Origin of the sequence: Acetivibrio sp. (genome assembly GCF_035371925.1) — a bacterium.
GTDB lineage: Bacteria > Bacillota > Clostridia > Acetivibrionales > Acetivibrionaceae > Hungateiclostridium.
In genome coordinates this window covers 1-24,070 of the sequence record NZ_DAORXT010000019.1, presented here as the reverse complement: position 1 = coordinate 24,070, position 24,070 = coordinate 1, and the positions used below count along the sequence as shown (strand labels likewise).

Annotated in this window: 20 protein-coding genes; 18 read left to right on the top strand and 2 right to left on the bottom strand. The window is 38.8% G+C overall.

Translation table 11 applies throughout. The features are described from left to right. Positions 1-13: 13 nt before the first annotated feature. The 17 genes from PLH43_RS04380 (at position 14) to PLH43_RS04300 (ending at position 21,266) form a co-directional block, all read left to right on the top strand. Positions 14-1,033 carry a DNA-processing protein DprA gene (locus PLH43_RS04380; protein WP_324360477.1) on the top strand — a complete coding sequence of 340 codons (1,020 nt, stop codon included), beginning with the start codon at positions 14-16 and terminating at the stop codon, positions 1,031-1,033. A 304-nt stretch (positions 1,034-1,337) separates the two neighbouring features. After that, complete coding sequence (locus PLH43_RS04375; protein WP_324360475.1) at positions 1,338-2,009, top strand: ATP-binding protein; 672 nt, start codon at positions 1,338-1,340, stop codon at positions 2,007-2,009. Between the two features lie 58 nt (positions 2,010-2,067). Beyond that, positions 2,068-4,626: a BREX-1 system phosphatase PglZ type A gene (gene pglZ / locus PLH43_RS04370; protein WP_324360473.1), complete on the top strand. Its 2,559-nt coding sequence runs from the start codon at positions 2,068-2,070 to the stop codon at positions 4,624-4,626. A gap of 13 nt (positions 4,627-4,639) precedes the next feature. Beyond that, positions 4,640-6,670: a protease Lon-related BREX system protein BrxL gene (gene brxL / locus PLH43_RS04365; RefSeq protein ID WP_324360471.1), complete on the top strand. Its 2,031-nt coding sequence runs from the start codon at positions 4,640-4,642 to the stop codon at positions 6,668-6,670. A gap of 347 nt (positions 6,671-7,017) precedes the next feature. Then, entirely contained in the window at positions 7,018-7,227 is a 210-nt protein-coding gene (locus PLH43_RS04360) for a hypothetical protein (RefSeq protein ID WP_324360469.1), read from the top strand. A 77-nt stretch (positions 7,228-7,304) separates the two neighbouring features. Further along, on the top strand, positions 7,305-7,883 hold the full coding sequence (locus tag PLH43_RS04355; RefSeq protein ID WP_324360467.1) for a hypothetical protein: 579 nt from the start codon (positions 7,305-7,307) through the stop codon (positions 7,881-7,883). Positions 7,884-8,117: 234 nt separating this feature from the next. Beyond that, entirely contained in the window at positions 8,118-9,152 is a 1,035-nt protein-coding gene (locus PLH43_RS04350) for an alcohol dehydrogenase catalytic domain-containing protein (RefSeq protein ID WP_324360465.1), read from the top strand. A 33-nt stretch (positions 9,153-9,185) separates the two neighbouring features. After that, on the top strand, positions 9,186-10,157 hold the full coding sequence (locus PLH43_RS04345; protein WP_324360463.1) for a carbohydrate kinase: 972 nt from the start codon (positions 9,186-9,188) through the stop codon (positions 10,155-10,157). Positions 10,158-10,211: 54 nt separating this feature from the next. Continuing rightward, positions 10,212-11,426, top strand: a complete 1,215-nt coding sequence (locus PLH43_RS04340; protein WP_324360461.1) for an ROK family transcriptional regulator — start codon at positions 10,212-10,214, stop codon at positions 11,424-11,426. Positions 11,427-11,725: 299 nt separating this feature from the next. Further along, complete coding sequence (locus PLH43_RS04335) at positions 11,726-13,225, top strand: sugar ABC transporter ATP-binding protein (RefSeq protein WP_324360459.1); 1,500 nt, start codon at positions 11,726-11,728, stop codon at positions 13,223-13,225. Between the two features lie 11 nt (positions 13,226-13,236). Continuing rightward, on the top strand, positions 13,237-14,277 hold the full coding sequence (locus tag PLH43_RS04330; protein WP_324360457.1) for an ABC transporter permease: 1,041 nt from the start codon (positions 13,237-13,239) through the stop codon (positions 14,275-14,277). Positions 14,278-14,371: 94 nt separating this feature from the next. Next, positions 14,372-15,337, top strand: a complete 966-nt coding sequence (locus PLH43_RS04325) for a substrate-binding domain-containing protein (protein ID WP_324360455.1) — start codon at positions 14,372-14,374, stop codon at positions 15,335-15,337. Positions 15,338-15,373: 36 nt separating this feature from the next. Next, positions 15,374-16,543, top strand: a complete 1,170-nt coding sequence (locus PLH43_RS04320) for an iron-containing alcohol dehydrogenase (RefSeq protein WP_324360453.1) — start codon at positions 15,374-15,376, stop codon at positions 16,541-16,543. After that, entirely contained in the window at positions 16,527-16,982 is a 456-nt protein-coding gene (gene rbsD, locus PLH43_RS04315) for a D-ribose pyranase (protein WP_349255141.1), read from the top strand. The genes PLH43_RS04320 and rbsD overlap by 17 nt, the downstream gene beginning before the upstream one ends. 332 nt (positions 16,983-17,314) lie before the next feature. Next, positions 17,315-19,039 (top strand): ABC transporter ATP-binding protein, encoded by a 1,725-nt coding sequence (locus PLH43_RS04310; protein ID WP_324360451.1) that lies wholly within the window; start codon positions 17,315-17,317, stop codon positions 19,037-19,039. 1 nt (position 19,040) lies between these two features. Beyond that, on the top strand, positions 19,041-20,801 hold the full coding sequence (locus PLH43_RS04305) for an ABC transporter ATP-binding protein (protein ID WP_324360449.1): 1,761 nt from the start codon (positions 19,041-19,043) through the stop codon (positions 20,799-20,801). Positions 20,802-20,945: 144 nt separating this feature from the next. Then, positions 20,946-21,266 (top strand): putative heavy metal-binding protein, encoded by a 321-nt coding sequence (locus tag PLH43_RS04300; RefSeq protein WP_324360499.1) that lies wholly within the window; start codon positions 20,946-20,948, stop codon positions 21,264-21,266. 86 nt (positions 21,267-21,352) lie between these two features. Here the strand turns inward: PLH43_RS04300 and PLH43_RS04295 are convergent, their stop codons facing one another. Next, positions 21,353-22,183 carry a TPM domain-containing protein gene (locus tag PLH43_RS04295; protein WP_324360447.1) on the bottom strand — a complete coding sequence of 277 codons (831 nt, stop codon included), beginning with the start codon at positions 22,181-22,183 and terminating at the stop codon, positions 21,353-21,355. Continuing rightward, entirely contained in the window at positions 22,167-23,195 is a 1,029-nt protein-coding gene (locus PLH43_RS04290; protein ID WP_324360445.1) for a DNA helicase PriA, read from the bottom strand. The genes PLH43_RS04295 and PLH43_RS04290 overlap by 17 nt, the downstream gene beginning before the upstream one ends. Before the next feature lie 669 nt (positions 23,196-23,864). On the opposite strand from PLH43_RS04290, the gene PLH43_RS04285 reads away from it, so the two are divergent. After that, the coding region (locus tag PLH43_RS04285) for a hypothetical protein (RefSeq protein WP_324360443.1) at positions 23,865-24,070 on the top strand (206 nt) is incomplete at its 3' end.

The window sequence follows — 24,070 nt, the reverse complement described above, 5'->3', positions numbered from 1 at the left end:
TAAGGTGAGAATAATGAATAATAATTTATCAAAAGATAGTTTAGCAACGATATTAATGTGTTCAAATTTAGGAATAGATATAAAGAATGACACTATAAAACCTTTTACTTTAAAGCAATGGAACGAATTGTCAAGCAAATTGATTAATTCTGAAATGAAAAGACCGGCTGCTTTTTTTGAAACGGATGAACAAGAGTGGAAAAGACATCTTATGATTAGCGACGATGAAGTTATGAGAATTAAAAAACTATTAAGTAGGGCCGGTCAGATAGCTATAGAGTTGGAGTATTTGAATAGTACAGGTATATATGTTACCACCAGGGCAGAGGAAAATTACCCGGAAAGGCTGAAAAAAGTCTTAAAGAAGAATAGTCCTCCTGTAATTTTTTATTGTGGCAATATTGACATAGCAAAATCTGATGGTGTTGCTGTAGTAGGTTCAAGACAAATAGATGAAAAAGCACAGGATTTTACTAAAACTTTGGTGAAAAAATGCATAGCACAAGGCTTCGTTGTTGTATCCGGAGGAGCAAGAGGGGTTGATAGTGCCGCTCAAAATTCAGCATTGCTGTTTGAAGGTAAGGTTATAAGCGTTATTGCAGATAGTTTGTTGCAAAAGATAAAACAAAAAGATATAAGAGAGGCGCTAATCTCAGGAAACTTACTGCTTATATCGCCTTTTAACCCAAAGACAGGATTTACAGTTTATAATGCTATGAATAGAAATAAATATATCTATGGATTTTCAAAATATGCAGTAGCGGTGTCTTCTGATTACAATAATGGCGGAACATGGGCTGGTGCTGTTGAAAATTTAAAAAACAAATGGGTTCCTCTCTTTGTAAGAGAGGAGGATGGAGTTCCGAAAGGTAATAGGGGCCTGATAGATTACGGTGCAATGCCATTACCAACAAGTGAACTCAATGATGATAATTTTAACGTTAAAGAATTCTTTGAATTAGCTGAGGAAAAATTAAGAGAAAAAAACAATGATCCTGAGCAATTTTCGATATTTTCTTACATTAAAGAATAGACAGAAGATGATAGCCGTAATGAAATTGAAACTTATACACCAATTGAAGAAAGAGAAAGCAAAGACTTAGATATTGAAAAAATTAATCTTTTCCTAATTATTTGGATGTATGTGGAAAAAATCTCAAGGAGGTCAGAAATAAAGATGTATTGTAAATGCAAATATTTTTACAATATCATCGAATTCATTTGGGGTGAGATACTTTCCAGAAGGATGTTTACTTTCAAGTCTCCATTTTGACATTTAGCCTGTTGAGCAGACGTCAATAAAAGATTTAAACCTTGATATTATCAGAGATTATTTTTTGAAATATAATACATTTGACCTGTTTGAGGAGTCTAGCGAATATGTTGAAAGAATACTTGAAAATGCAGATATTTTAAAAGAAGTTGACGGACGTAAGCTTTGTACTGTGGGAGGATTGCTGATATTCGGTAAAAATCCTGAAAAGCATCTTCCGCAGAACGGTATAAGTTTTGCCCATTTTAACGGCAATGAGATTTCTGATGAATTGATTGATAAAAAGATAATAACCGGGAGAATTCAGGATATTGCGGAACAGTTAATGGTTGTTATAAAGAATAATATGCTCGTTCCTTCGGTGATAGACGGATTGAAAAGGAAGGAAAAAGAAGAATATCCGAATATTGTTATCAGGGAGGCGGTTGTAAATTCCCTTGTACATAGAAATTACAGCATCAGCGGTTCTAAAATAAGAGTGTTAATGTATAGCGACCGGATTGAGTTCAGAAGCCCGGGGCGGCTTCCTAATACGGTTACAATTGAAAAAATGAAAATAGGTGTATTCTATGCACGGAATCCTTTTCTTGTTAAGTATATGGAAAATATGAGATATATTGATCAACTGGGAAGAGGAATACCTATGATACTGAAGAAAATGAGAGAAGCGGGAGCAAAAGAACCGTTACTTATGGAGCAGGGAGAGGAGTTTGTTTTAATAATATACAAAGCATAGATATGCGGCTATGACGAAGCCATGATACGTTAAATTGGTGAAAAACAGGTGATTATTAATGGACTTAAAACAGATAAAAACATTGCTTGAAGATACTTTTAATAAAGAATTAACTGACGGGAAAAAGCGTCATATCGTTTTTTGGTATGACGATGAAGGAGAGTTCAAGGAAGACATAGACGAACTGAATCTTGAAAATGCAAAGATACTTAAACTAACCCCAAATAATTACTTTTTTATAAAATACCAATTGGAAAAGGCAGATACCGAATCCAATTATCTTGTTTATGCACCTTTTGCAAAACCGGGTCCAAGGGAGAACTACTTACTGGATATATTAAAATACAGCATCGAATTTTCTACTGACAAGGCCACTGTCATAATGAGGGATTTAAATATTTCAGATGACAGTCTAAAAAGTACATTCAGGAAGTATATAAAATTCTTTAACAACAAGGACAGATATAGAACTTTCAAAGAGTATGAAATAGACAGGTACACGGAAGAAACTGTAGATGTGGCCGTACTGTCGGCATTATGCAGACTGCCTTATCCGGATTTTGACGAAGTCTTAAGGGTACTTTTGATGGAAGAAGATTTGGAAAGCAGCAAGTACTTAGAGGCTATCGAGAAGTTCGGAAGACTTGACGTACTGTGGAAACTTGCAGATAAATATTACGGGTACAGTGATAAGGAGCCTAATCTCGAGAAACTGGCTATATTCATGCTGGTTACAAATGTAGCATACTACCTTGGCGGCGAATTGCCAGATACATGGAGAAAATATGTTTCTTCAAGGAAGGCTGACTGTGTTGTATTCTTGAGCAATTTCATGAATCATTCCCTTTACTTTGCCGCTTATGACAGGTTGGCAAACAGTGTGGAAGGAAAACTGAAAGTGCATGAATACATCGATAAGTGGGAAATAGATGACTATATCAACTGTGACATTTTCAAAGCCTTTGACGAAGAGATTATTAAAAAACTTAAAGAACAGCTGCTTTCCGATATAGGAGAGTTTGAAAGATACAGGGATATTGTTCAGGCCAGGAGGACAAAACACTGGTATAACTTTTTTAAATCGGAATATGAGTGTATCTACCGGGCTATAGAGTTGTTTGACTGCTGGAAGGATGCCAGCCAAAGCATACGGCAGTATACCCCGTTGGAGTTCGCTGAAAGATATGCGGATAAATATTATAAACTGGATACTGCCTACAGAAAATTTTATATTTCTTTTGACAGGCTGCAAAACAAGGAATTGCTGATGGAATTAAGGGATAAAGTTGAAAACGTATATGTTAACGGTTATCTCAACACACTCTCCATTAAGTGGTCCGATAGTCTCGAAACTTTAAACGGGAATTGGATAATTTCCGGTATGGTTATGCAGAAGGACTTTTACAATACGTACATAAAGCCCTTTAAGAATCGCAAGGAGAGAGTGTTTGTCATTATTTCGGATGCGCTAAGATATGAGGTTGCCAGGGAGTTTTGCGATATGCTCAACAAAGAAAGGAAAGGGTCTACGGAGATTTTTTATATGCAAGGCTGTATACCGTCCGGCACCCGTCTTGGCATGGCATCCCTTTTGCCTCACAAATCCATTCAAATAGACGAGGATTACAAGGTATATGTGGACGGCATGTCTTCGGAGGGAACGGATAACAGAAATAAAATTCTTTATAATTACAGTCAGGAGTCAATAGCAGTACAGTTTAACGATGTCATTGATATGAAGCGGGATGATATGCGTAAAACTTTCGGAGGCAAAGAACTGATTTATATATATCATAATACTATTGATGCAAGAGGTGACAACAGCAAGACCGAGAGGGAAGTTTTTGATGCGGTGGAGGAAGCGTTTAAAGAATTGATGCTGCTAATAAACAATCTTGTTAATAATGTTACAGCGACAAATATCATTATAACTTCCGACCACGGATTTATATATAAACGCGGAAACCTTACGGAAAGTGATAAAATATCAAAGGCATCCGTTGAAGATGCCTATGAAAACAGGCGGTTTGTATTGAGTACGAAGACTTTGGCTTTGGACGGCACCTTAACCTTTGATATGGGGTATTTGCTTGGACAGGATACCGACCTGAAATGCGTTTTTCCAAGAGGGGTAAACAGGTTTAAAGTACAAGGCGCGGGAGCCAATTATGTGCATGGGGGTACATCCTTGCAGGAGATTCTTATTCCTGTAATCAAGTTTAAGAATGACAGGAGCAAGGACGGCAAAAATGAAGTGACGAAAGTCGATGTAAAACTTACAAGCATAACCAGGAAAATAACCAACACCATATCTTATTTGGAATTCTTCCAGACTGAGAAGATAGAGGATAAGCGTGTTCCGTTAAGGCTTAAAGTATATTTTGCGGATGAAGACGGCAACCGTATTTCCAATGAAAATATAATAATTGCCGACAGCAGGTCGGAAACTTATGAGGACAGGAGTTTCAGGGAGAAGTTTGTATTGAAAAACAGAAAATATGACAAAACGAAGAAGTATTATCTTATTATGGAAGATGAAGAGGAAACGGTAGAAAAGATATACGAGAAGATGCCGTTTATTATAGATATTGCCATAAGTGATGATTTTGGGTTTTAAGGTCGGAAGATAGATGGATGAATTAAGCAGGAAACTGAATCAATATTTTGCCGGCAGGGCTGTAAGGAAGGATTTGACAAAAAAGATAAAGGAAGGGGCAAACGTGCCCGTATATGTCTTAGAATATCTTTTGGGTATGTATTGCGCCACTGATGACGAAGACGGAATAATGGAAGGCGTTGAAACGGTAAAAAGAATTCTGGCTGAAAATTTTGTGCGTCCTGATGAAGCTGAGAAGGTAAAATCAAAGATTAGGGAAATAGGAAAGTATACCGTTATTGACAAGGTTGGCGTAAAGCTTAATGAAAAAAAAGATGTCTATGAGGCCGAATTTTCAAATTTGGGCATAAAGGGAGTGGCTATATCTCCGACTTATGTAAAACAATATGAAAAGCTTTTGTGTGGAGGTATATGGTGCATCATAAAGATGGACTACTACTACGATGAAGAAGCCAAAGGGACAAGCCCGTTTAATATTAGCAGTTTGACTCCAATTCAAATACCCAATCTTGACATGGAAGAAATAATAAACGGCAGAAAATACTTCACAAAAGATGAATGGATAGATGTTGTTTTAAGGTCTGTAGGAATGGAACCTACAAGATTCGAAAATAATGTGAAGTGGCACCTTCTGGCGAGAATGATACCTCTTGTTGAGAACAACTACAATCTTTGCGAGCTAGGGCCAAGAGGTACGGGCAAATCCCACGTATATAAAGAGATTTCTCCAAACAGCATCTTGGTATCAGGCGGACAGACAACTGTGGCAAATTTGTTTTACAATATGGCTTTAAGGCAGATAGGCCTTGTGGGGCTTTGGGATTGTGTGGCTTTTGACGAGGTTGCCGGGATTACATTTAAAGATAAAGATGGAATTCAGATAATGAAGGACCACATGGCTTCGGGTTCTTTTGCCAGAGGCAAGGAAGAGAAGAATGCCTCTGCATCTATGGTGTTTGTGGGAAACATTAACCAAAGTGTTGATGTGCTGCTGAAAACATCCCACCTTTTTGAGCCGTTCCCTGAGGCAATGGCCAATGATTCTGCGTTTTTTGACAGGATGCATTATTACATACCCGGGTGGGAGATACCAAAAATGCGTCCGGAGTTTTTTACGGATGAATACGGTTTTATTACAGATTATGTGTCTGAGTTTATGCGGGAGATGAGAAAACGCTCTTTCTCCGATGCATTGGACAAATTCTTTAAGCTGGGCAGCAATTTAAACCAAAGAGATGTTATTGCAGTGAGAAAAACAGTTTCGGGGCTTGTAAAACTCATATACCCGGACGGCAAGTTTACAAGGGATGATATTGAAGAAATACTGCGCTATGCACTGGTGGGAAGAAGGCGTGTTAAAGAGCAGTTGAAAAAGATAGGCGGTATGGAGTTTTATGATGTTCATTTCTCCTACTTAGACAATGAAACAATGGCCGAGGAGTTTGTCTCCGTACCCGAACAGGGCGGTGGCAAAATAATTCCTGAAGGCATGGGCAAACCGGGCCATCTTTATACCATTGCCAGAGGGAAATCGGGCATGATAGGGGCATACAAGATTGAAACCCAGGTTATATCAGGCAGCGGCAAATTTGAGAGAACAGGTCTTGGCTCCGATAGAGAGGCAAAAGAAAGTATAGAGACGGCCTTCAGGTACTTTAGGGCAAACAGCAAAAATATAAGCGGAAGCATAAGCGTTACCACTAAGGATTATTTGATGCATGTACAGGATATACATGGAGTTGGCATGACATCCGAGCTTGCATTGGCAGCTTTTGTTGCTTTATGCTCGGGGGCATTGGGTAAGCCTCCCCAGAGCCAGCTGGTTGTTTTGGGGTCGCTCAACATAGGCGGTACAATAATAAAGGTTGAGGAATTGGCAAATGTACTGCAGGTATGCTTTGATTCGGGAGCAAAGAGGGTGCTTCTTCCGATGGCATCTGCGGCGGATATTCCCACTGTTCCTCCCGAATTGTTTGCAAAGTTTCAGGTTTCATTCTATCAAAGTCCGGAGGATTCTGTATTTAAGGCTCTTGGAGTGGAGTAGGATTAAAAAAATTACTCAATAAAAGAGGAATTTCTACAAAAATGTCGTAATATACTTTTAATTTGATTTTTATGTCAAATTATAATATACATAGCAATAAGAACAAGTGAATATTTTTTAAATAGATAATTGCGGAAATCCGAGTAAAGAGAAGTATATGTATTCTATATTGCACAAGTTTCAGATGAAAGGCATAAAGGTTTTTGGACAGACGTAAAACATACCCCGGCACAATTGCCCCTCATAAAGATTTTCAAGTGCGGTCATACCTTAAAACGCAGCAGATTGGGAGTTTCTAGGGTTTCGCAATTAACTTGGCAAATTATATACAGAAAGGATTTGATTTTATGCTGAGTTTTATTTTGGGAGCAATTACTTTAGTTCTGTCAGTGGTGCTGGCGGTAGCAATTCACAGCTTTACGTCTTTTGACCTTATGTCGTTTTCCTTTTTTTATGTTATCCCGGTAGGTTCGATTTTTATCGGTACAATTGCATGTTTGGGCTATTATTGGGGATTTTTGATATCAAATAAAAAAATGATTCCTCGAAAGTCATGATCGGTTTATTAATCCCGATTATAGCCTATATAGGTGTCCAATACGGTTTTTATGCTACTGCGTATTTGGATGAAAATATGAATCTGAATTATAAAATGGTGGGAGAGCATGTCAGCAATTATGCAATCGGTGACTCGGATGAACCGCTTAATTTTATTTCCTTTACAAAGGAAATGGTTAATAGAAGAACTATTAATTTCTTCATTCGCAAACGTGCCGTTGGTGAAGTGGAAGGAAATGTTGTATTAAATTGGATATTCTTTGTTATAGACGGTCTTGGCTCTGCCCTTGGGAGTATTTTTGCAATGGGGTTTGTTATTGGCAGCAAAAAATACTGCGATGATTGCAAACGATATATGAAGGAAAAGTCAATATTAAAGTTTTTGTCGACAGATATTGATAGAACAATTAAATTTCAGGATATTGAAAGATTAAGTCCCGACCAAATAAAAGGATTGTTTTTGACTACGAAAGTTGGAAGAAATGATCATTACGAAGTAGTTGTTCACTGGTGTGAAGGCTGTGATAACGGTTATCTTGAAATGAAATATATGCAGAAGAATTCAAAGGGCAAAATGGAGGAAAATACTAATATGAGCAAAGAATTTAAAATTTCTCCCGATACCGTTAAGGCTATTTTGGAGCAAGCGATGTAACGACTCAAAGACAAGGTTGCCTTTTGAATTTTGTTAAATTATAAAATTAATCAAGTCTTAAAATGCAAGACTAAAATCCACATCTGCTATTTTTGCGGGAGTGGATTTTTGTATTTGTAAGATCATGTATCTACATAGTTGCCTTAAAAATCAAACATATTGACAAGAGGAGGTAAAAAGAGTTATACTTAAGTTAGTTAAGTAAGTAAATTAAGTAAGTTAGGGGGCATGTTTATGCTGCAATCGGTGATGGTATCTCCAGGGAAAATTGAGTTCCGAGAAGTGGAAAAGCCGGAATTAAAGCCGGGCCAAGTGCTTGTTAAGATTATGAGAATTGGCATCTGTGGCTCGGATATCCATGTAAATCATGGAAAACATCCTTTCACAAAGTATCCGGTAACTCAAGGGCATGAAGTAAGTGGAAAAATCGTCGAAGTTGCAAAAGATGTGGAGCATCTGAAAGTTGGCCAGAAAGTGACTATAGAGCCGCAAGTTGTATGCGGTAAATGCCATCCATGCCGCACAGGAAAGTATAACCTTTGTGAAGAACTAAAAGTTATGGGATTCCAGACCGTTGGAGCAGGGAGTGAATATTTTGCTGTTGATGCCAAGAATGTTACACCTGTCCCTGACCATCTTACTTATGATGAAGCTGCAATGATTGAGCCTTTGGCCGTTACCGTTCATGCGGCAAACAGAGTCGGTGATGTGAAGGATAAAGATATTGTGGTAATAGGTGCAGGACCTATAGGGATCTTACTGGTACAGACCCTGAAAGCCAAAGGTGCACGCAAGGTAATGGTCACAGATATAAGTGATTATCGTCTGGAGCTGGCACTAAAATGCGGTGCTGATATTGCAGTCAATACTAAAAATGAGGATTTTGGAGAAGCAATGCTTTCAAGTTTTGGACCTGATAAAGCAGATGTTATATATGATTGTGCCGGTAGCAATATAACAATGGGTCAAGCCATACGCCATTCGCGTAAAGGGAGCATAATTGTATTGGTTGCAGTATTTGAGGATATGGCAACAGTTGACCTTGCAACCCTTAATGATAAAGAGCTGGATTTGAATACAACAATGATGTATCGTCATGAAGACTATGTAGAAGCAATTGAGCTTGTTAAAGCGGGTAAAGTAAGCTTAACTCCTTTGATGAGCAAACATTTTGCTTTCGAGGATTGGGAAAAGGCTTATGAGTATATTGACAACAATCGTGAAATCACTATGAAGGTTCTGATTGATGTTAATAACGATGATGATTAATTAAATTTGATAAATTAATTTAGGTGAGAATTTATGTTTGATGTAGTTGCGGTTGGTGAATTGCTAATTGATTTTTTGCCCGCAGGCATGAATGAAGATGGATTGGCTCTTTTTTCATCAAACCCTGGCGGTGCTCCCGCCAACGTTCTTGCAATGCTTGCGAAACTGGGAGCGAAAACTGCTTTTGTTGGCAAAGTGGGAAAAGACGGTTTTGGACAGTTTTTAAAAGCAACCCTTGATAATGCTGGAATTGATACATCCAACCTGTTAATGAGCTCAAGCGAGATGACGACTTTGGCATTTGTTCATCTGGATGAGAAAGGTGACAGATCTTTTAGTTTCTATCGAAAGCATTGTGCAGATGTCAGTTTGGATGCCGGTGAGCTTAATAAAGATTTATTGAGAACGTGCCGTTTTTTACACTTTGGAGCTGTCTCTTTGACTGATGAGCCGAGCCGTACTGCGACTTTGGAAGCGGCAAGAATCGCAAAAGAGGCAGGGGCGATAATTTCATATGACCCGAATTACCGTCCTGCGTTATGGGATGATGAACGGGAAGCGTGCAAATACATGTTAAAAGCAATGGAATATGCTGATTTGGTGAAAGTCAGTGAAGAAGAGCTTTTGCTTTTGACTAAAAGCGGGGATTTTTCCCTGGGGGCAGACAAACTGCTTGCCATGGGTCCTAAGGCCATCTTTGTTACTTGTGGTGAAAAAGGTTCTTATGCTTTTACCAAAAGCTGTTATGCACACCATGGCGGGTACAACGTAAAAGTGGTTGATACTACAGGGGCAGGGGATGCTTTTGTTGGAGCCATGCTGTGGCAGCTTAGGGATATGTCTTTGGAAGAGATATTTCAAATATGTGCAGAAAAATGGGAAGAACTTTTGGCATTTTCAAATGCGGCAGGTTCTATTGTAACTACTAAGAAGGGCGCAATTCCTGCAATGCCTGATTTGGATGCGATAAATGCTCTTGTAAGACAATCGTTTGATGAGAGGTAAAAAGTAAAGAATATGACTCGTCAAGGGATACAATAATAGGAGGGGGGGCGCCAAATGAGCAAGTTTACAAAGCTTGATTTAAACAGTATAACAAACAACAACAGGATGAATGTATTTAATTGCATTCTTGAGGCAAAGAAAATAAACAGGGCTGTTATTGCAAAAAAAGTAGGTTTGAGCATTCCGGCGGTCATGTCCATTACCGATGAGTTGATTCAAAGAGGTATCATCTATGCTGTCGGTAAGGGTGAATCCAGCGGAGGGAAACGTCCTGAATTGCTTGCCGTAGTGCCGGACAGGTTTTTCTTTATTGGAGTGGATATAGGAAGAACGTCTGTCAGAGTAGTTGTGATGAACAACTGCAGGGATATCATTTACAAAATGAGTAAACCAACAGAATCTGTTGAACCGTATGAATTAATAGGCCAGATAACCGAGATGACGATGGACAGTATAAAGGAATCCAAATTACCCCTTGACAGAGTTGTCGGTATAGGTATTGCAATGCCGGGATTAATTGAGAGGGATACCGGCAGAGTGCTGTTTAGCCCGAACTTCGGTTGGAATGATATCCCTTTGCAGGATGAACTCAAAAAGCGCCTTCCTTTCAATGTATTGGTAGAAAATGCAAACCGTGCCCTGGTTATTGGGGAGATAAAGAATATGCAGCCAAATCCTACTTCCTGTATTATTGGGGTTAACCTTGCATACGGCATCGGTTCGGCAATAGTTTTACCAAATGGGCTGTATTATGGAGTTAGTGGGACGAGTGGCGAAATTGGACATATTATTGTTGAAAACCATGGTTCATATTGCTCATGCGGTAATTATGGATGTATTGAATCCATTGCAAGTGGGGAAGCGATAGCGCGCCAGGCCCGTATTGCAATAGCAAATAAAATTCAAACCAGTATTGCTGAAAAATGTGAAGGCGATTTAAAGAAGATCGATGCTAAAATGGTTTTTGATGCTGCAAAAGAAGGGGATCATCTTGCCGAATCTATAGTAAAAAAGTCAGCTGATTATATAGGCAAGGGCTTGGCAGTTGCCATAAACATGCTTGATCCCGAGCAAATAATTCTTTGTGGCGGTTTGACGCTAAATGGTGACTTTTTTATTGACATGATCAAAAAGGCAGTATCTAAGTATCAGATGCGTTATGCCGGAGGAAATGTCAAAATTGTTGTGGGTAAGAGTGGGCACTATGCTACTGCCATAGGTGGTGCATGGATTGTTGTAAATAATATTGATTTTTTGTCGAATAATTAAATATATTGTAATCAATTTGATTTTTAATTCTCGTAATATCCAGTTCGGTTTTTTGCTGATAAATATCTAAATTTAAAAATAGACATTGACTTTGTATATAAAAACGAGATATAATAAAATTGTAGTTAGTTAAGTTAACTAAGTAATTGTCTTATCAACAAATAATCATAATTATTACCCTTAATATGAAAAGTCAGGTATCAATTCAAAAGTTGCAATCTAACGGAAAATACTTAATATAGCTCACTGATTGACATATAGCAATCAAGGTAAAGTTGGTAAACCAAGGAGGAGCGTACATGGATAATACTTTACTTCTAGAAGTTAAAGGGCTTTCAAAAGTATTCCCGGGAACCCGGGCACTAAATCGTGTCAGCCTTGAAGTAGGAAAGGGTGAAGTACATGGTTTGTGCGGAGAAAACGGCGCTGGGAAAAGCACTTTAATGAACATTGTAGGTGGAGTTTTTCCTGCAACTGAAGGAGTTATAAAATTTGACGGTAAAGTCTTTAATCCCAAAAAGCCAAAGGACTCCCAAGATGCAGGAATAGGCTTTGTTCATCAGGAGCTTTGCTTGTGTCCCCATCTTTCGGCAGCTGAAAACATCTTTATTGGAAGATTGCCAAGCAAAGGCGACAAAATTGATTTTAAGAGACTTTATGAAGATGCCGATGCCATACTAAAAACTTTAGATGCTAATTTCAGCAGCAAAACTCTTGTTAGTGATTTAACTGTCAGTGAGCAACAGCTTGTTGAAATAGCAAAATCTATTTCTCTTAATTGTAAGCTCCTTATTTTGGATGAACCTACCAGTTCCTTGACTGACAAGGAGACAGCGAAACTGTTCCAAGTGGTCAGAGACCTTAAGAAAAAAGGTATATCCATACTGTTTATTTCTCACCGCATGAAAGAAGTGTTCGAAATATGTGACCGCGTTACAGTTTTAAAGGATGGCGCATATGTTTGCTGCATGAATATTTCCGAAATTACACATGAAGATGTAATACGAGCCATGGTAGGGCGTGACCTTGGTGAGCTTTATCCGGACAAATCTTCAAAGATTGAGGAAGATGACTATATTCTGAAGGTTGAAAATTTAAGCGGGAACGGATTTGATAACGTAAGCTTTACATTGAGGAAAGGAGAAATTCTCGGTTTTGCAGGCTTGGTAGGTGCAGGGCGCAGTGAGCTGATGAGGGGACTATGTGCAATAGATCCTATAAAGCATGGAGAGGTTTATCTAAACGGTCAAAAGCAAAGGTTCAAACGGTATAGGGATGCAGTAAAAAGGGGAATTTGCTATCTTACCGAGGACAGAAAGAATTCGGGTTTGTTTTTGCACATGAGTATAGCAAAAAATATCAGCAGTGCAAATCTTGAAGCTGTTTCAAAACGCGGGTGGATCATAAAAAAACGAGAGTACAGCTTGTCTGAGAAGTATGTAAAGGCATTGTCAATAAAGATTCCGGGCTTGTCATATCCTATCAGTAATTTGTCCGGCGGCAACCAACAAAAATGTCTGATTGGAAAATGGCTTTCAACAAGTCCCAAAGTCATAATTATGGATGAGCCTACACGAGGTATTGACGTAGGTGCAAAACGTGAAATCCATAATCTGTTGCGCTCATTGAGTGAACAAGGCGTTGGTGTGATAATCGTCTCCAGTGAACTGCCTGAAATCATTGGTGTGGCTGACAGAGTTGCAGTTATGCATGAAGGGAAGTTGGCAGGATTTTTACAGGGAGAGCAGGTTTCAGAGGAAAACATAATGAAGTTGGCTTCCGGAGCAAATTTATCATAGGAGGAAATGCAATGAAGAACAAAGCGACAGGAATATTAAAAAAGTTATTTTCTCAACGTGAAGTTACTGTATTTTTAATAATTCTTTTGGTTGTGGTGATTACTTCGATTATTCAACCTAAATTCCTCAACTCGAACAACATGAGATCAATAGCATTAAGTGTTTCGGTTGACGGTTTGTTTGCGATTGGTCTTACGCTGGCATTGATTTTAGGTGGAATAGAGCTAAGCGTCGGCAGTGTTGCTGCTATGACATGTGTCATAACCGGTTACTTGGCATTGCATGGTGTTAATATTTGGGTTGCGTGCGCTGCTAGTATTGCAAGTGGTTTAGTTGTAGGTCTTTTCAATGGTTTTATGATTTCCAAAATAGGTTTGCCGCCGTTCATTGTTACATTGGGTATGGAAAATCTTGCACGAGGTATGGCTTATATTATAACTACAGGTTCACCGCTTTCTGTTTCGGGTTATTTGCCTCAATCGTTCCGCTTCTTTGCGACAGGATCGATTCTTGGAATACCAGTTCTCTTCATCATATTTATAATTATTTCTGCAATTGCATTCATCTTTATGAAATATTCCAAGATATGCAGAAATATATACTATGTCGGCAGCAATGAAAATGCCGCAAGACTCTCCGGTATTAATGTAGACAGGGTAAAAATCGGTGTGTATGTAACAATAGCATTAATCTCTACATTGGCAGGCATATTGTCATTGGCACGCTTTAATGTTGCAACTCCTGAGCTTAGCAAAGGTGCTGAAACAACGGCAATCTCTGCAGCGGTTATCGGCGGAACATCGATGACGGGTGGTTCTGGAGGAGTATTAGGAACTGTTTTGGGTATTTTCTTACTAAAGATTGTTAATTCAGCGCTTGTCATGATGGATGTCTCAGTTTATTGGCAGGAGTTTGTCCAAGGCGCAATACTTGTATTGGCTGTTACCATTGACTATCTAAGTCATCGTAAGAACGGCGGCTCAAGCTTTATAATGAAATTTTTTGGATTGGACAAATTGGCTTCAAAATTGGACACAAAGTCTTCCAAGTAAATTTCTAAGTAAATTTAATTCATAAGCATTTTGGTGCTTTAAGCACTAAAAGATATAATGCATATTGCATTAAAAAAGAAGGAGGTAATTCTTCATGAAAAGACTTTTAGTATTAATTCTTGCAATCACCTTAGTATTTTCATTTACAGCATGTAATTCCGGCTCCGGTGCAGGTAGTGGACAGACAAACGGTTATGTAGGCGATTCTTCTGATGAATACTTCATGGTTACATTCCTTTCGGGTATTGATTACTGGAAGTACTGCTTTGAAGGCTTTGAAGATGCAGCTAATGCAATTGGCGTAACCGCAAAATATACCGGTCAGACAGATACTGATGTTTCGGGCCAAGTTGCAGTACTTGAACAGGTTATTGCTCAAAAACCAAAGGGTATAGCAGTAACCGCAGTTAACTCAACTGCATTGGCAGATACAATCGATTCGGCTATTAAGCAAGGTATTTCAGTTGTATGCTTTGACTCTGACTCACCTACTTCAAATCGTTCTGCATATCTTGGAACTGGAAACTATGCAGCAGGTCAAAAGGCTGCTGAGTTTTTGGTACCTCTGGTAAACAATAAAGGTAAAATTGCTGTATTGTATACAGTCGGTGCGGAGAACAGTGAATCCCGTGTTCAGGGCTTTGAAGACTGGTGTAAGCAAAATGCACCTGGAGTTTCTCTGGTTAAAGTTAATGATGCGGGTGATACAACTGTTGCTACAGACAACCTGGCAGCTGCATTGCAGGCAAATGATGATATTGTTGGTGTATTCTGTGTAGACGGTGTTGCAGGTACTGCAGGCCCCACAGCAGTTGCAGAATCCAAAAAAGATTTGAGAGTTCTTGCATTCGACGTTGATGTAACAGTTCTTGATAAAGTTAAGAGCGGTGAAATCGATGGAACAGTTGCTCAAGGAATGTATAATATGGGTTATTGGAGTTTGATGATGCTCTATACTGAAGCAAATGGTCTTTCGGACAAAGCTCTTCCGGGTAATCTCGACACAGGTGTTGTAATAGTAACAAAGGAAAACGTTGATGAATACTATCCAAAGAAGTAGAAGTAAAGCAAAACCAACACGAAAGGAAAGTAAATTATGAAAGAATTTAACTATTATGCACCTACCGAAATAATCTTTGGATGCGGTAAAGTTCAAGAAATTGGCTCAATAGCTGCACGATATGGAAAAAAAGCTTTGCTGGTAACCGTACCGGAATTTCCGGAAGTTAAAGAGCTTTATGAAAAAGTAAAGAATTCTCTAGAAGAAAACGGTTTGAAGGTGGTACATTTTGATGGTGTTATCCCAAATCCCACTACGGATGTTGTAACTGAAGGAGCAAATATTGCAAAGACTTTCGGGGTTGATGTGGTTATCGGTTTGGGAGGAGGTTCTTCAATAGATACTGCAAAAGCTATTGCAGTTGAAGCAACCCACCCGGGAACTGCTTGGGATTATAACTGCCATACTCCGGGGCCCACATCTGCAACACTGCCCATTATAGCAATAGGTACAACAGCAGGAACCGGCAGCCAATGTACACAATGTGCAGTTATCACAAAAACAAGTGAACAGGATAAATCGGCAATTTGGCACAGAAACATTTTTCCCAAAGTTGCGATAGTTGACCCGGAAGTAACAGCCACAATGCCCAAAAGTGTAACTGCACAAACCGGTTTTGATGCATTTGCCCACAATTTTGAAGCGTACCTTTCGGTCAAAACCAGTCCGTTAGTTGAGATGATGGCAATAGAAGCAATAAAGATAATTCGGGAATACCTGCCGAAAGCGTTGGAAGATCCAAATGACATAGAAGCACGTTCAAAAATGGCGTTGGCTGACACATTGGGTGGTCTTACCAATTCCAACGCAGGAGTAACATTGCCCCATGGATTGGGAATGCAAGTCGGCGGACATGCTCCCCATGTAACCCACGGCCAGGCTTTGGCGGTAATATATCCTCAATTTACAAGGTATACATATGCTTGGGCCGTTCAGAAGTTTGCCAAAGTCGGAAGAATATTCAATCCTGCATTAAATGAACTATCCGATGAAGAAGCGGCAAAAGAAGCATGTGGGGCAATTGATGATTTTCTGAAAAAGATAGGTTTGTGGATTGGTTTTAAAGATGTAAATGTTTCAAAAGAGCAAATTCGTCAAATAGCCGATGATGGACAGGTTTTGGGCGATTACCTTAACAATCCTCGTGTGGCCACAATTGATGAAATGTATGAAATTTTGATGAATTGCTATGAGCGCAAAGAATGAGGTGGGCGAAAATATGGTTGAAACAGGGATTTTAAATAGGGACATTGCTGCAGAGCTTGCCAAATTGGGGCATACAGACCGTGTTCTTATTGCAGATGCAGGGCTGGCGATACCCAACACCACAAAAGTTATTGACGTTTCACTTGATGTAAACTTTCCCACAACTATCGATGTATTAAAAACACTACTAAAACATTTTAGTGTTGAAAAGCTCATTTTAAGTCAAGCAACGGTTGATGTAAGTCCGTCAAGGTATAAAGAGTATTTGAGAATGTTTGATGATAACATGCCTTGCGAAATCGTAGAACATGCTATTTTGCGCGATACACTTACAAAAGAAGTTAAATTCGCAATTCGAACGGGTGATTTTACGGCAAATTCGAATATAATTCTTGTAAGTGCCGGAGGCCCTCGTTGGTACTGTGAAAATTTAGAATGAGCTTTTTGCTGAAAATAAGCATTTGGTTTCATAAATACTGTTTTATTGGTAAAAGCACTTGGAGATATTCCAGGTGCTTTTTGCCTTATAAGGGTTAATTGAATCTCATAAATTTCTAGACAGTATTGTTGTTGGCTGCGGCTAAATATGCTAAAATAACATCCAACTCGATTGACTGTTAATTGATTTAAAGTATTTAAGTAAAAGTGTTTTTGCTTTATGATAATTAATAAGCAAAGAAAAAATCAGTTGAATTATTTTTTTATACGTGCAGTAAACTATAATTCATGGTAAGATATATAAATTAAAAAATAACATCCTGGAGGGCATTCATGAAAAAGTTGTCGGTATATTTAAAGGGATATATAAAAGAAAGCATTTTAGGACCGCTATTTAAACTTTTGGAAGCATCATTTGAACTTTTTGTGCCCATTGTCATCAAATCTATTGTTGATGTTGGTATTGGGCAGGCTGACAAAGTATATATTATAAAAATGTGCTTGCTGCTGATACTTTTAGGTGTTGTCGGAATGGTATGTTCGGTAACGGCCCAGTACTTTGCCGCCAAAGCATCGGTGGGATTTGTGACAAAGCTTCGCCGTGCATTATTCGAACATATCGGCAAGTTGTCTTATACGGAGATTGACACCCTTGGTACATCCAGTATGATTACCCGTATGACCAGCGACATGAACCAGGTGCAGACAGGATTGAACCTGACTTTGCGCCTGCTGCTTCGTTCGCCCTTCATTGTGTTTGGTGCAATGATTATGGCGTTTACTGTGGATGCTGAGGCAGCCTTTACTTTTGTAGTGGCAATTCCGGCACTTTCTATAGTGGTTTTTGCCATTATGCTGCTATCCATCCCCCTTTACAGGAAGGTACAGCACAGGCTTGACAGAGTGTTGAATTCGACGAGGGAAAACCTGGCAGGGGTAAGGGTAATTAGAGCTTTTCGTCTTGAAGAAAATGAAATGGCAGAATTTGATAAGCGTAATGAGGAATTAACCTCTACGCAGAAATTTGTAGGCAGGATTTCAGCTCTAATGAATCCTTTGACTTATGTTATTATTAATCTTGCCATTATCTGGCTTATCTATATCGGTGCAATAAGGGTGTCAAGGGGACTGATTACGCAAGGGGCTGTTCTTGCACTCTATAACTATATGTCCCAGATTCTTGTTGAGCTTATAAAATTTGCAAATCTAATCATCAGCATTACAAAAGCTGTTGCCAGTGCAAATCGTATCAGCGCGGTGCTGGATGTAAAACCAAGCCTTGAGGAAAGAGAATCCATACATGAAAACGGCCGCTCCGAATATGCTGTTGAATTTAACCATGTAGGATTAAAGTACAAAAATGCAGGCGGTGAAGCTCTTACAAATATCAACTTTTCTGTCCGCCGCGGTGAGGTGGTGGGTATCATTGGAGGTACAGGCTCCGGTAAAACCTCACTGGTGAATTTGATTCCGAGATTTTATGATGCTACTGTAGGAGAGGTTATTGTGGACGGTGTTAATGTTAAGGATTATTCCTTAAAAGAGCTCCGTGACAAAATCGGTATTGTTCCCCAAAAGGCTGTGCTGTTTAAAGGCAGCATCAGGGAAAACATGCGCTGGGGCAATAAAAACGCAACCGATGAAGAGATTATGGAAGCCATTAATATTGCTCAGGCAGGAGAAATTGTAGCTCAAAAGAAGGAAGGTCTGGATTTTTTTATCGAACAGGGAGGAAAAAACCTTTCGGGCGGTCAGCGTCAACGCTTTACCATAGCCCGTGCCCTTGTTAAGAAACCTGAGATTTTAATTCTTGACGATAGCGCTTCGGCTCTTGATTTTGCAACCGATGCAGCCCTTCGCAAGGCTCTTCGTGATTTGCCGGGAAATCCGACAATTTTCATTGTTTCGCAGCGTACATCATCAATTCAATTTGCGGATAAAATTGTTGTCCTCGATGATGGGGAAATTGCCGGTATCGGCAAGCATGACGAGCTTTTAGAAACCTGTGAGGTATATCGTGAAATTTATGACTCCCAATTTAAAAAGGAGGGAAGATGATATGAAAAGTAATGGAATTCAAATGGATACCATCCGAAAGGTTCTAAAATACATTGAAAAATACCGTATTCTTCTGTTTATTTCCGTTGTCCTTGCGGCATCTACAGTGGCATTAACTCTTTATGTACCTATTCTTGTGGGTAATGCGATTGATAATATTGTAGGACCGGACAATGTGAATTTTGAAGCGGTGGCAAAGATTCTTGCCAAAATTGCTTTTGCCGTCGGTATTACTGCCATATTTGAATGGTTGATGCAAACAATAAACAACAATATTACTTACCAGGTTGTAAGGGATATTCGAAAAAAAGCTTTTCGAAAGATTGAGATTTTACCTCTTTCATATATAGATTCTCATTCCCACGGTGAAATTGTAAGCCGTGTAATTGCCGATGTCGACCAGTTTGCCGAAGGGCTTTTATTGGGCTTTACACAGCTTTTTACAGGCATAGTTACTATAGTCGGCACACTAATTTTCATGCTGACCATTAATGTAAAGATTACTTTTATTGTAGTTGTTCTTACACCGCTTTCTCTTTTTGTAGCAAATTTTATTGCAAAACGTACCTATTCCATGTTCAAGCTGCAGTCCGAAACCCGTGGGGAGCAAACTGCGCTTATAGAAGAGATGATAGATAATGTAAAAATTGTTCAGGCATTTTCCTATCAGGAAGAAGCTCTGAAAAAATTTGATGAGATTAATGGAAGGCTTGAAAAATGCTCACTTCGTGCTGTTTTCTTTTCATCCTTGACAAACCCTTTAACCCGTTTTATCAACAGTCTTGTCTACGCGTCGGTTGCCCTTGCGGGTGCGATAGCGGTTATTGGCGGTGATGTGGGCAGTACAATGACAGTGGGGGGACTTTCCATATTTTTAAGCTATGCCAACCAGTATACAAAGCCTTTCAATGAAATTTCCGGTGTGATAACCGAAATGCAAAATGCAATAGCCTGTGCAAGCCGTGTTTTTGAGTTGATTGAAGAGGAGCCTCAAATTCCGGATGCAAAGGATGCAATCGTGCTTGAGAGGGCCCATGGCAATGTTCTTTTTGACAATGTGGCTTTTTCCTATGTTCCTGAACGTCCGTTGATTCGGAATTTAAACCTTGAAGTAAAACCCGGCCAGCGTGTCGCAATTGTTGGGCCCACCGGTTCCGGTAAAACTACTGTGATTAATCTTTTGATGCGATTTTATGACGTTAATTCCGGAAGCATAAAAGTGGAAGATATAGATATTCGGGATATTACCCGAAAGAGCTTGAGAGAAAACTATGGCATGGTATTGCAGGATACATGGCTGAAATCCGGTACTATTCGAGAAAATATCACAATGGGAAAACCTGAGGCGACCGAAGAAGAAATCATTGCTGCAGCAAAGGCTGCCCATGCCCACAGCTTTATCAAGCGGCTGGAAAACGGTTATGACACCGTTATCAGTGAAGAAGGTGGAAATCTTTCACAAGGTCAAAAGCAATTGCTCAGCATTGCCCGTGTTATGCTTTGCTTACCACCGATGCTTATTTTGGATGAGGCTACATCTTCCATTGACACCCGTACGGAAGTCAAAATTCAGGAGGCTTTTGCAAGACTTATGCAAGGGCGCACAAGTTTTATTGTTGCGCACCGTTTGTCCACAATACGGGAAGCAGATATTATTCTCGTTATGAAAGACGGTGATATTATCGAGCAGGGTACTCATGATGAGCTGCTTTCGCAAAAAGGCTTTTATGCAAATTTATACAACAGTCAATTTGCTCAATGATATAAAGCCCATGTTGCTTTTGTTGTGAAATAGTGTGAAAAAAAGAGGAATATGCTGCAGAAAACCGTAATATATTATATGTCAGTTTATATAATGTAATTCTAATGGCATAAGAAAATATCTTGATTGGAGGAATTTAATATGATTATAACAACAACAACGAACGGGATTGAAGGCAGAAAAATTGTTGAGTACAAGGGAATAGTTTGTGGTGAGGTTATCTCCGGTGTGGACTTTATCAAAGATTTTGCGGCAGGTCTTACAAATTTTTTTGGTGGCCGTTCAAAGTCTTATGAAGGCGAATTAATTGAGGCTAGAGAGGGAGCAATCCGGGAGATGAAAGATAGAGCAGCCCAGATGGGTGCTAATGCAGTAATAGGAGTGGATATTGACTATGAAGTGCTCGGACAGGGCGGAAATATGCTTATGGTAACGGCTTGCGGTACTGCGGTGGTAATTGAGTAATTGTGAGTATGGGATAATAAAAAAGCCCTGTAATGCCTGCTGTATGATAAATTGCGCAGGATTTCCAGGGCTTTTTATATCGATTGTCAGAATTTTCTGCCGCCGCCACCGTGGGTGTGTCCGCTGCTTCCTGTATGTGTGCTGCTTTTATTGCCTCCCCCGGAACTTGAGTTGTCAGAAATTTTCGTTTGCGTTGTCGATTGTCTTATAAAATCATCTCTTGCTTCAGTGAGTTCAAAGGAACCAGTTTCTTCATAGGTGCTGGAAGTTATTGTAACTTTACCTTTGCTGGACAGGGACAAAAGCAAGGTAGACACTAAAGATATCACAAGCGCGGTTATATATATCGATACGGACTTTATCCTGCGGGCTACCTTGTCACCGTATGTCATGTCGGACGGACTTCTGTATTGACCGGATGGAACGCCGGCCTTGGCGTAGCTTTTGACATCTTGTACAAATTTTCTGCATGCATTATAATAATCGGCATTGGAAAGATAGGTTGCACAGTTGTCCGTCATTCTGGAAATTCTGCCGTCAGTAAAAATATCAATGGCATTACCTCTGGTGGATATATAGACTTCTCTATCCTGCATGTTAACGAGCATCAACAGACCGGATTTGCTTTTACCTATTCCATACCCGTTATAATCATAAAAATCATCGGCAAAAGCTTGGGAAGACTTGCCTTGGGTGTCATCGGTAATAACAATGACAACGTCAAGCCTATAGGTTTGCTTTATGCTCTCAATGTCATCCTGAAGACTTGCAATTTCGCTATCGGTAAGATAGTTTAAATAATCTTTAATGTTGCCGGAGCTTTCGGCATAAACTGCGACTTGCGCAATATATGGAATTAAAACTGAAAATAACAAAACCAATAATAAAATACTTGTCTTTTTACGCAAATAAGGCACCCCCAAACACACCTATAATCCACACAACTAAGAAAACTGCTACAGCAAAGAGTATTTGCTTTGGAAGACAGAGGGGAGTATCTCCGACAACCTTGCCTGTCTGCCCGTTTATCATAAATATATGACTCTTATCCTTGTATTTGTTTACCAACAGATAAACCGGCAGCATAGAATAGCACTGGTTGATTTCCGATATGTTTACATTCCTGCTGTTTATGCTGCATGAAGAATAACCGTTAACGGTACCCTTTAGCCTGTCTGAAATATAATCTCTTACCCTGTCTTTAAGTATATTCACAGCTTCATTTGACTCTACATCATATTTTTCGGCCATAAATCCGGACATATATTTCATGGAAAAGTCTTTTAAATCGCTGTAATCAAATGGTTCTATCATATGCATATATTTATCGTCCATCTTTTTGGATGCATCCACAGGTATTCTTTTATAACGGGCATGGCCTCTTCTTACAATACTGTAATACTTTGTTTGGGTATATTGGTAATCACCTTGCCTCCACGAATGGACTTTTGTAGCTTCTCCACTGATAAATCCGTTTGCTTTGCAGTCAAACAGCCAGAATGGAGCATATATTCCGGTTATTTTGTCAACTTCCTCTTTTAATTTAAATTCTTTCGGAGCAAACAGGCGTTTTTTTATCCACTTTTGATATATTTCCTTTGCCTGTTCCTTTGTCAATCTGAAGGGAATAACATTTCTAGGCCTGAATTTTCCGGAAAATCTCGATTTTATAACAGCAGGGCTCTTGCAGTAAACGCAAAAAGTGGCAGAAGTGGTGTTGTCCGCAATTAATTCGGCTCCGCAGCTGTTGCAAATGTATGAATCCAATTCGGGCATATCTTCATTAAGAAATTCTTCATTGTCGGAGGCATCAAATTGATCTTTTTCGTATTCGTTAAAACAGTAATGACATTTCCATTTCTGGGAAGGGGGATCAAAATCCAATCCTGCACCGCAACTGGGGCATTTGTATTCTTTTACTGAGGTCATACATATCCTCCTTTTTAGTAGTTTTGATACGAACATTATATTATCGAACATTTTTATTAATTCTTCTAACAGGTTAATCTTGTTAACCGAAATATAACAAGTTGTTATTCCCAGTTAAATTATACAGTCAAAAAAAACAAGTGTCAAACAGTTGTGCCAGTCGTAAAAGAGCATATTTAAATATGATTTTTCTACATTGATGAAAACTGTAATGCCTATGTTTGTCTATAATTTTTACAAAAATACAAGCATATGAATTTAAAAATAAAATTATGCAGTGTATGATAATGTTATTAACAAAGGGAAATTTGTGTGTTATAATTAAATTAGAAGGAAAATTAGTTTTAATCAAAACACTAAAGTATTTTTGTCTTATAAATGGAAACTGTTTTTTGCTCTTATTTTCTGTCATAATATGTACCTGAAAAAATACTATGGTTTTTCCGCTTTTAAATATAAATTTTATATACATCTCTACAGTCAGTAAAGCTGTATTTGGTCGATATTTATTTTGCATAATTTAAGCATAAGGCCATTGGAATTTTCTCGGGCTTAAAATATTCAGTTTGAAATATTTCTTGTAATATTTATCTTGTAATACTTATTGAATAATTTGCCGATGATTCGTTTGAGTATATTTTTGTATGCCAAAAGGGGTAGATTTATATTATGAAGCTTCGATTTGATGTAAAAAGGTTTTGCTCCAAAATTAAAACCTTTAGTTTGAAAAAAACGAAAAGATTAAAAGAAATGACGGCACCGGTATTTCATTTCATAAAGAATAATTCAGCCAAGAAAAAACTCGATGAAAAGAAAGGCACTTTTACGCCTTTTTTTAGACTAAAAGATGTAAGTATAGGAATCAAACTCAATGT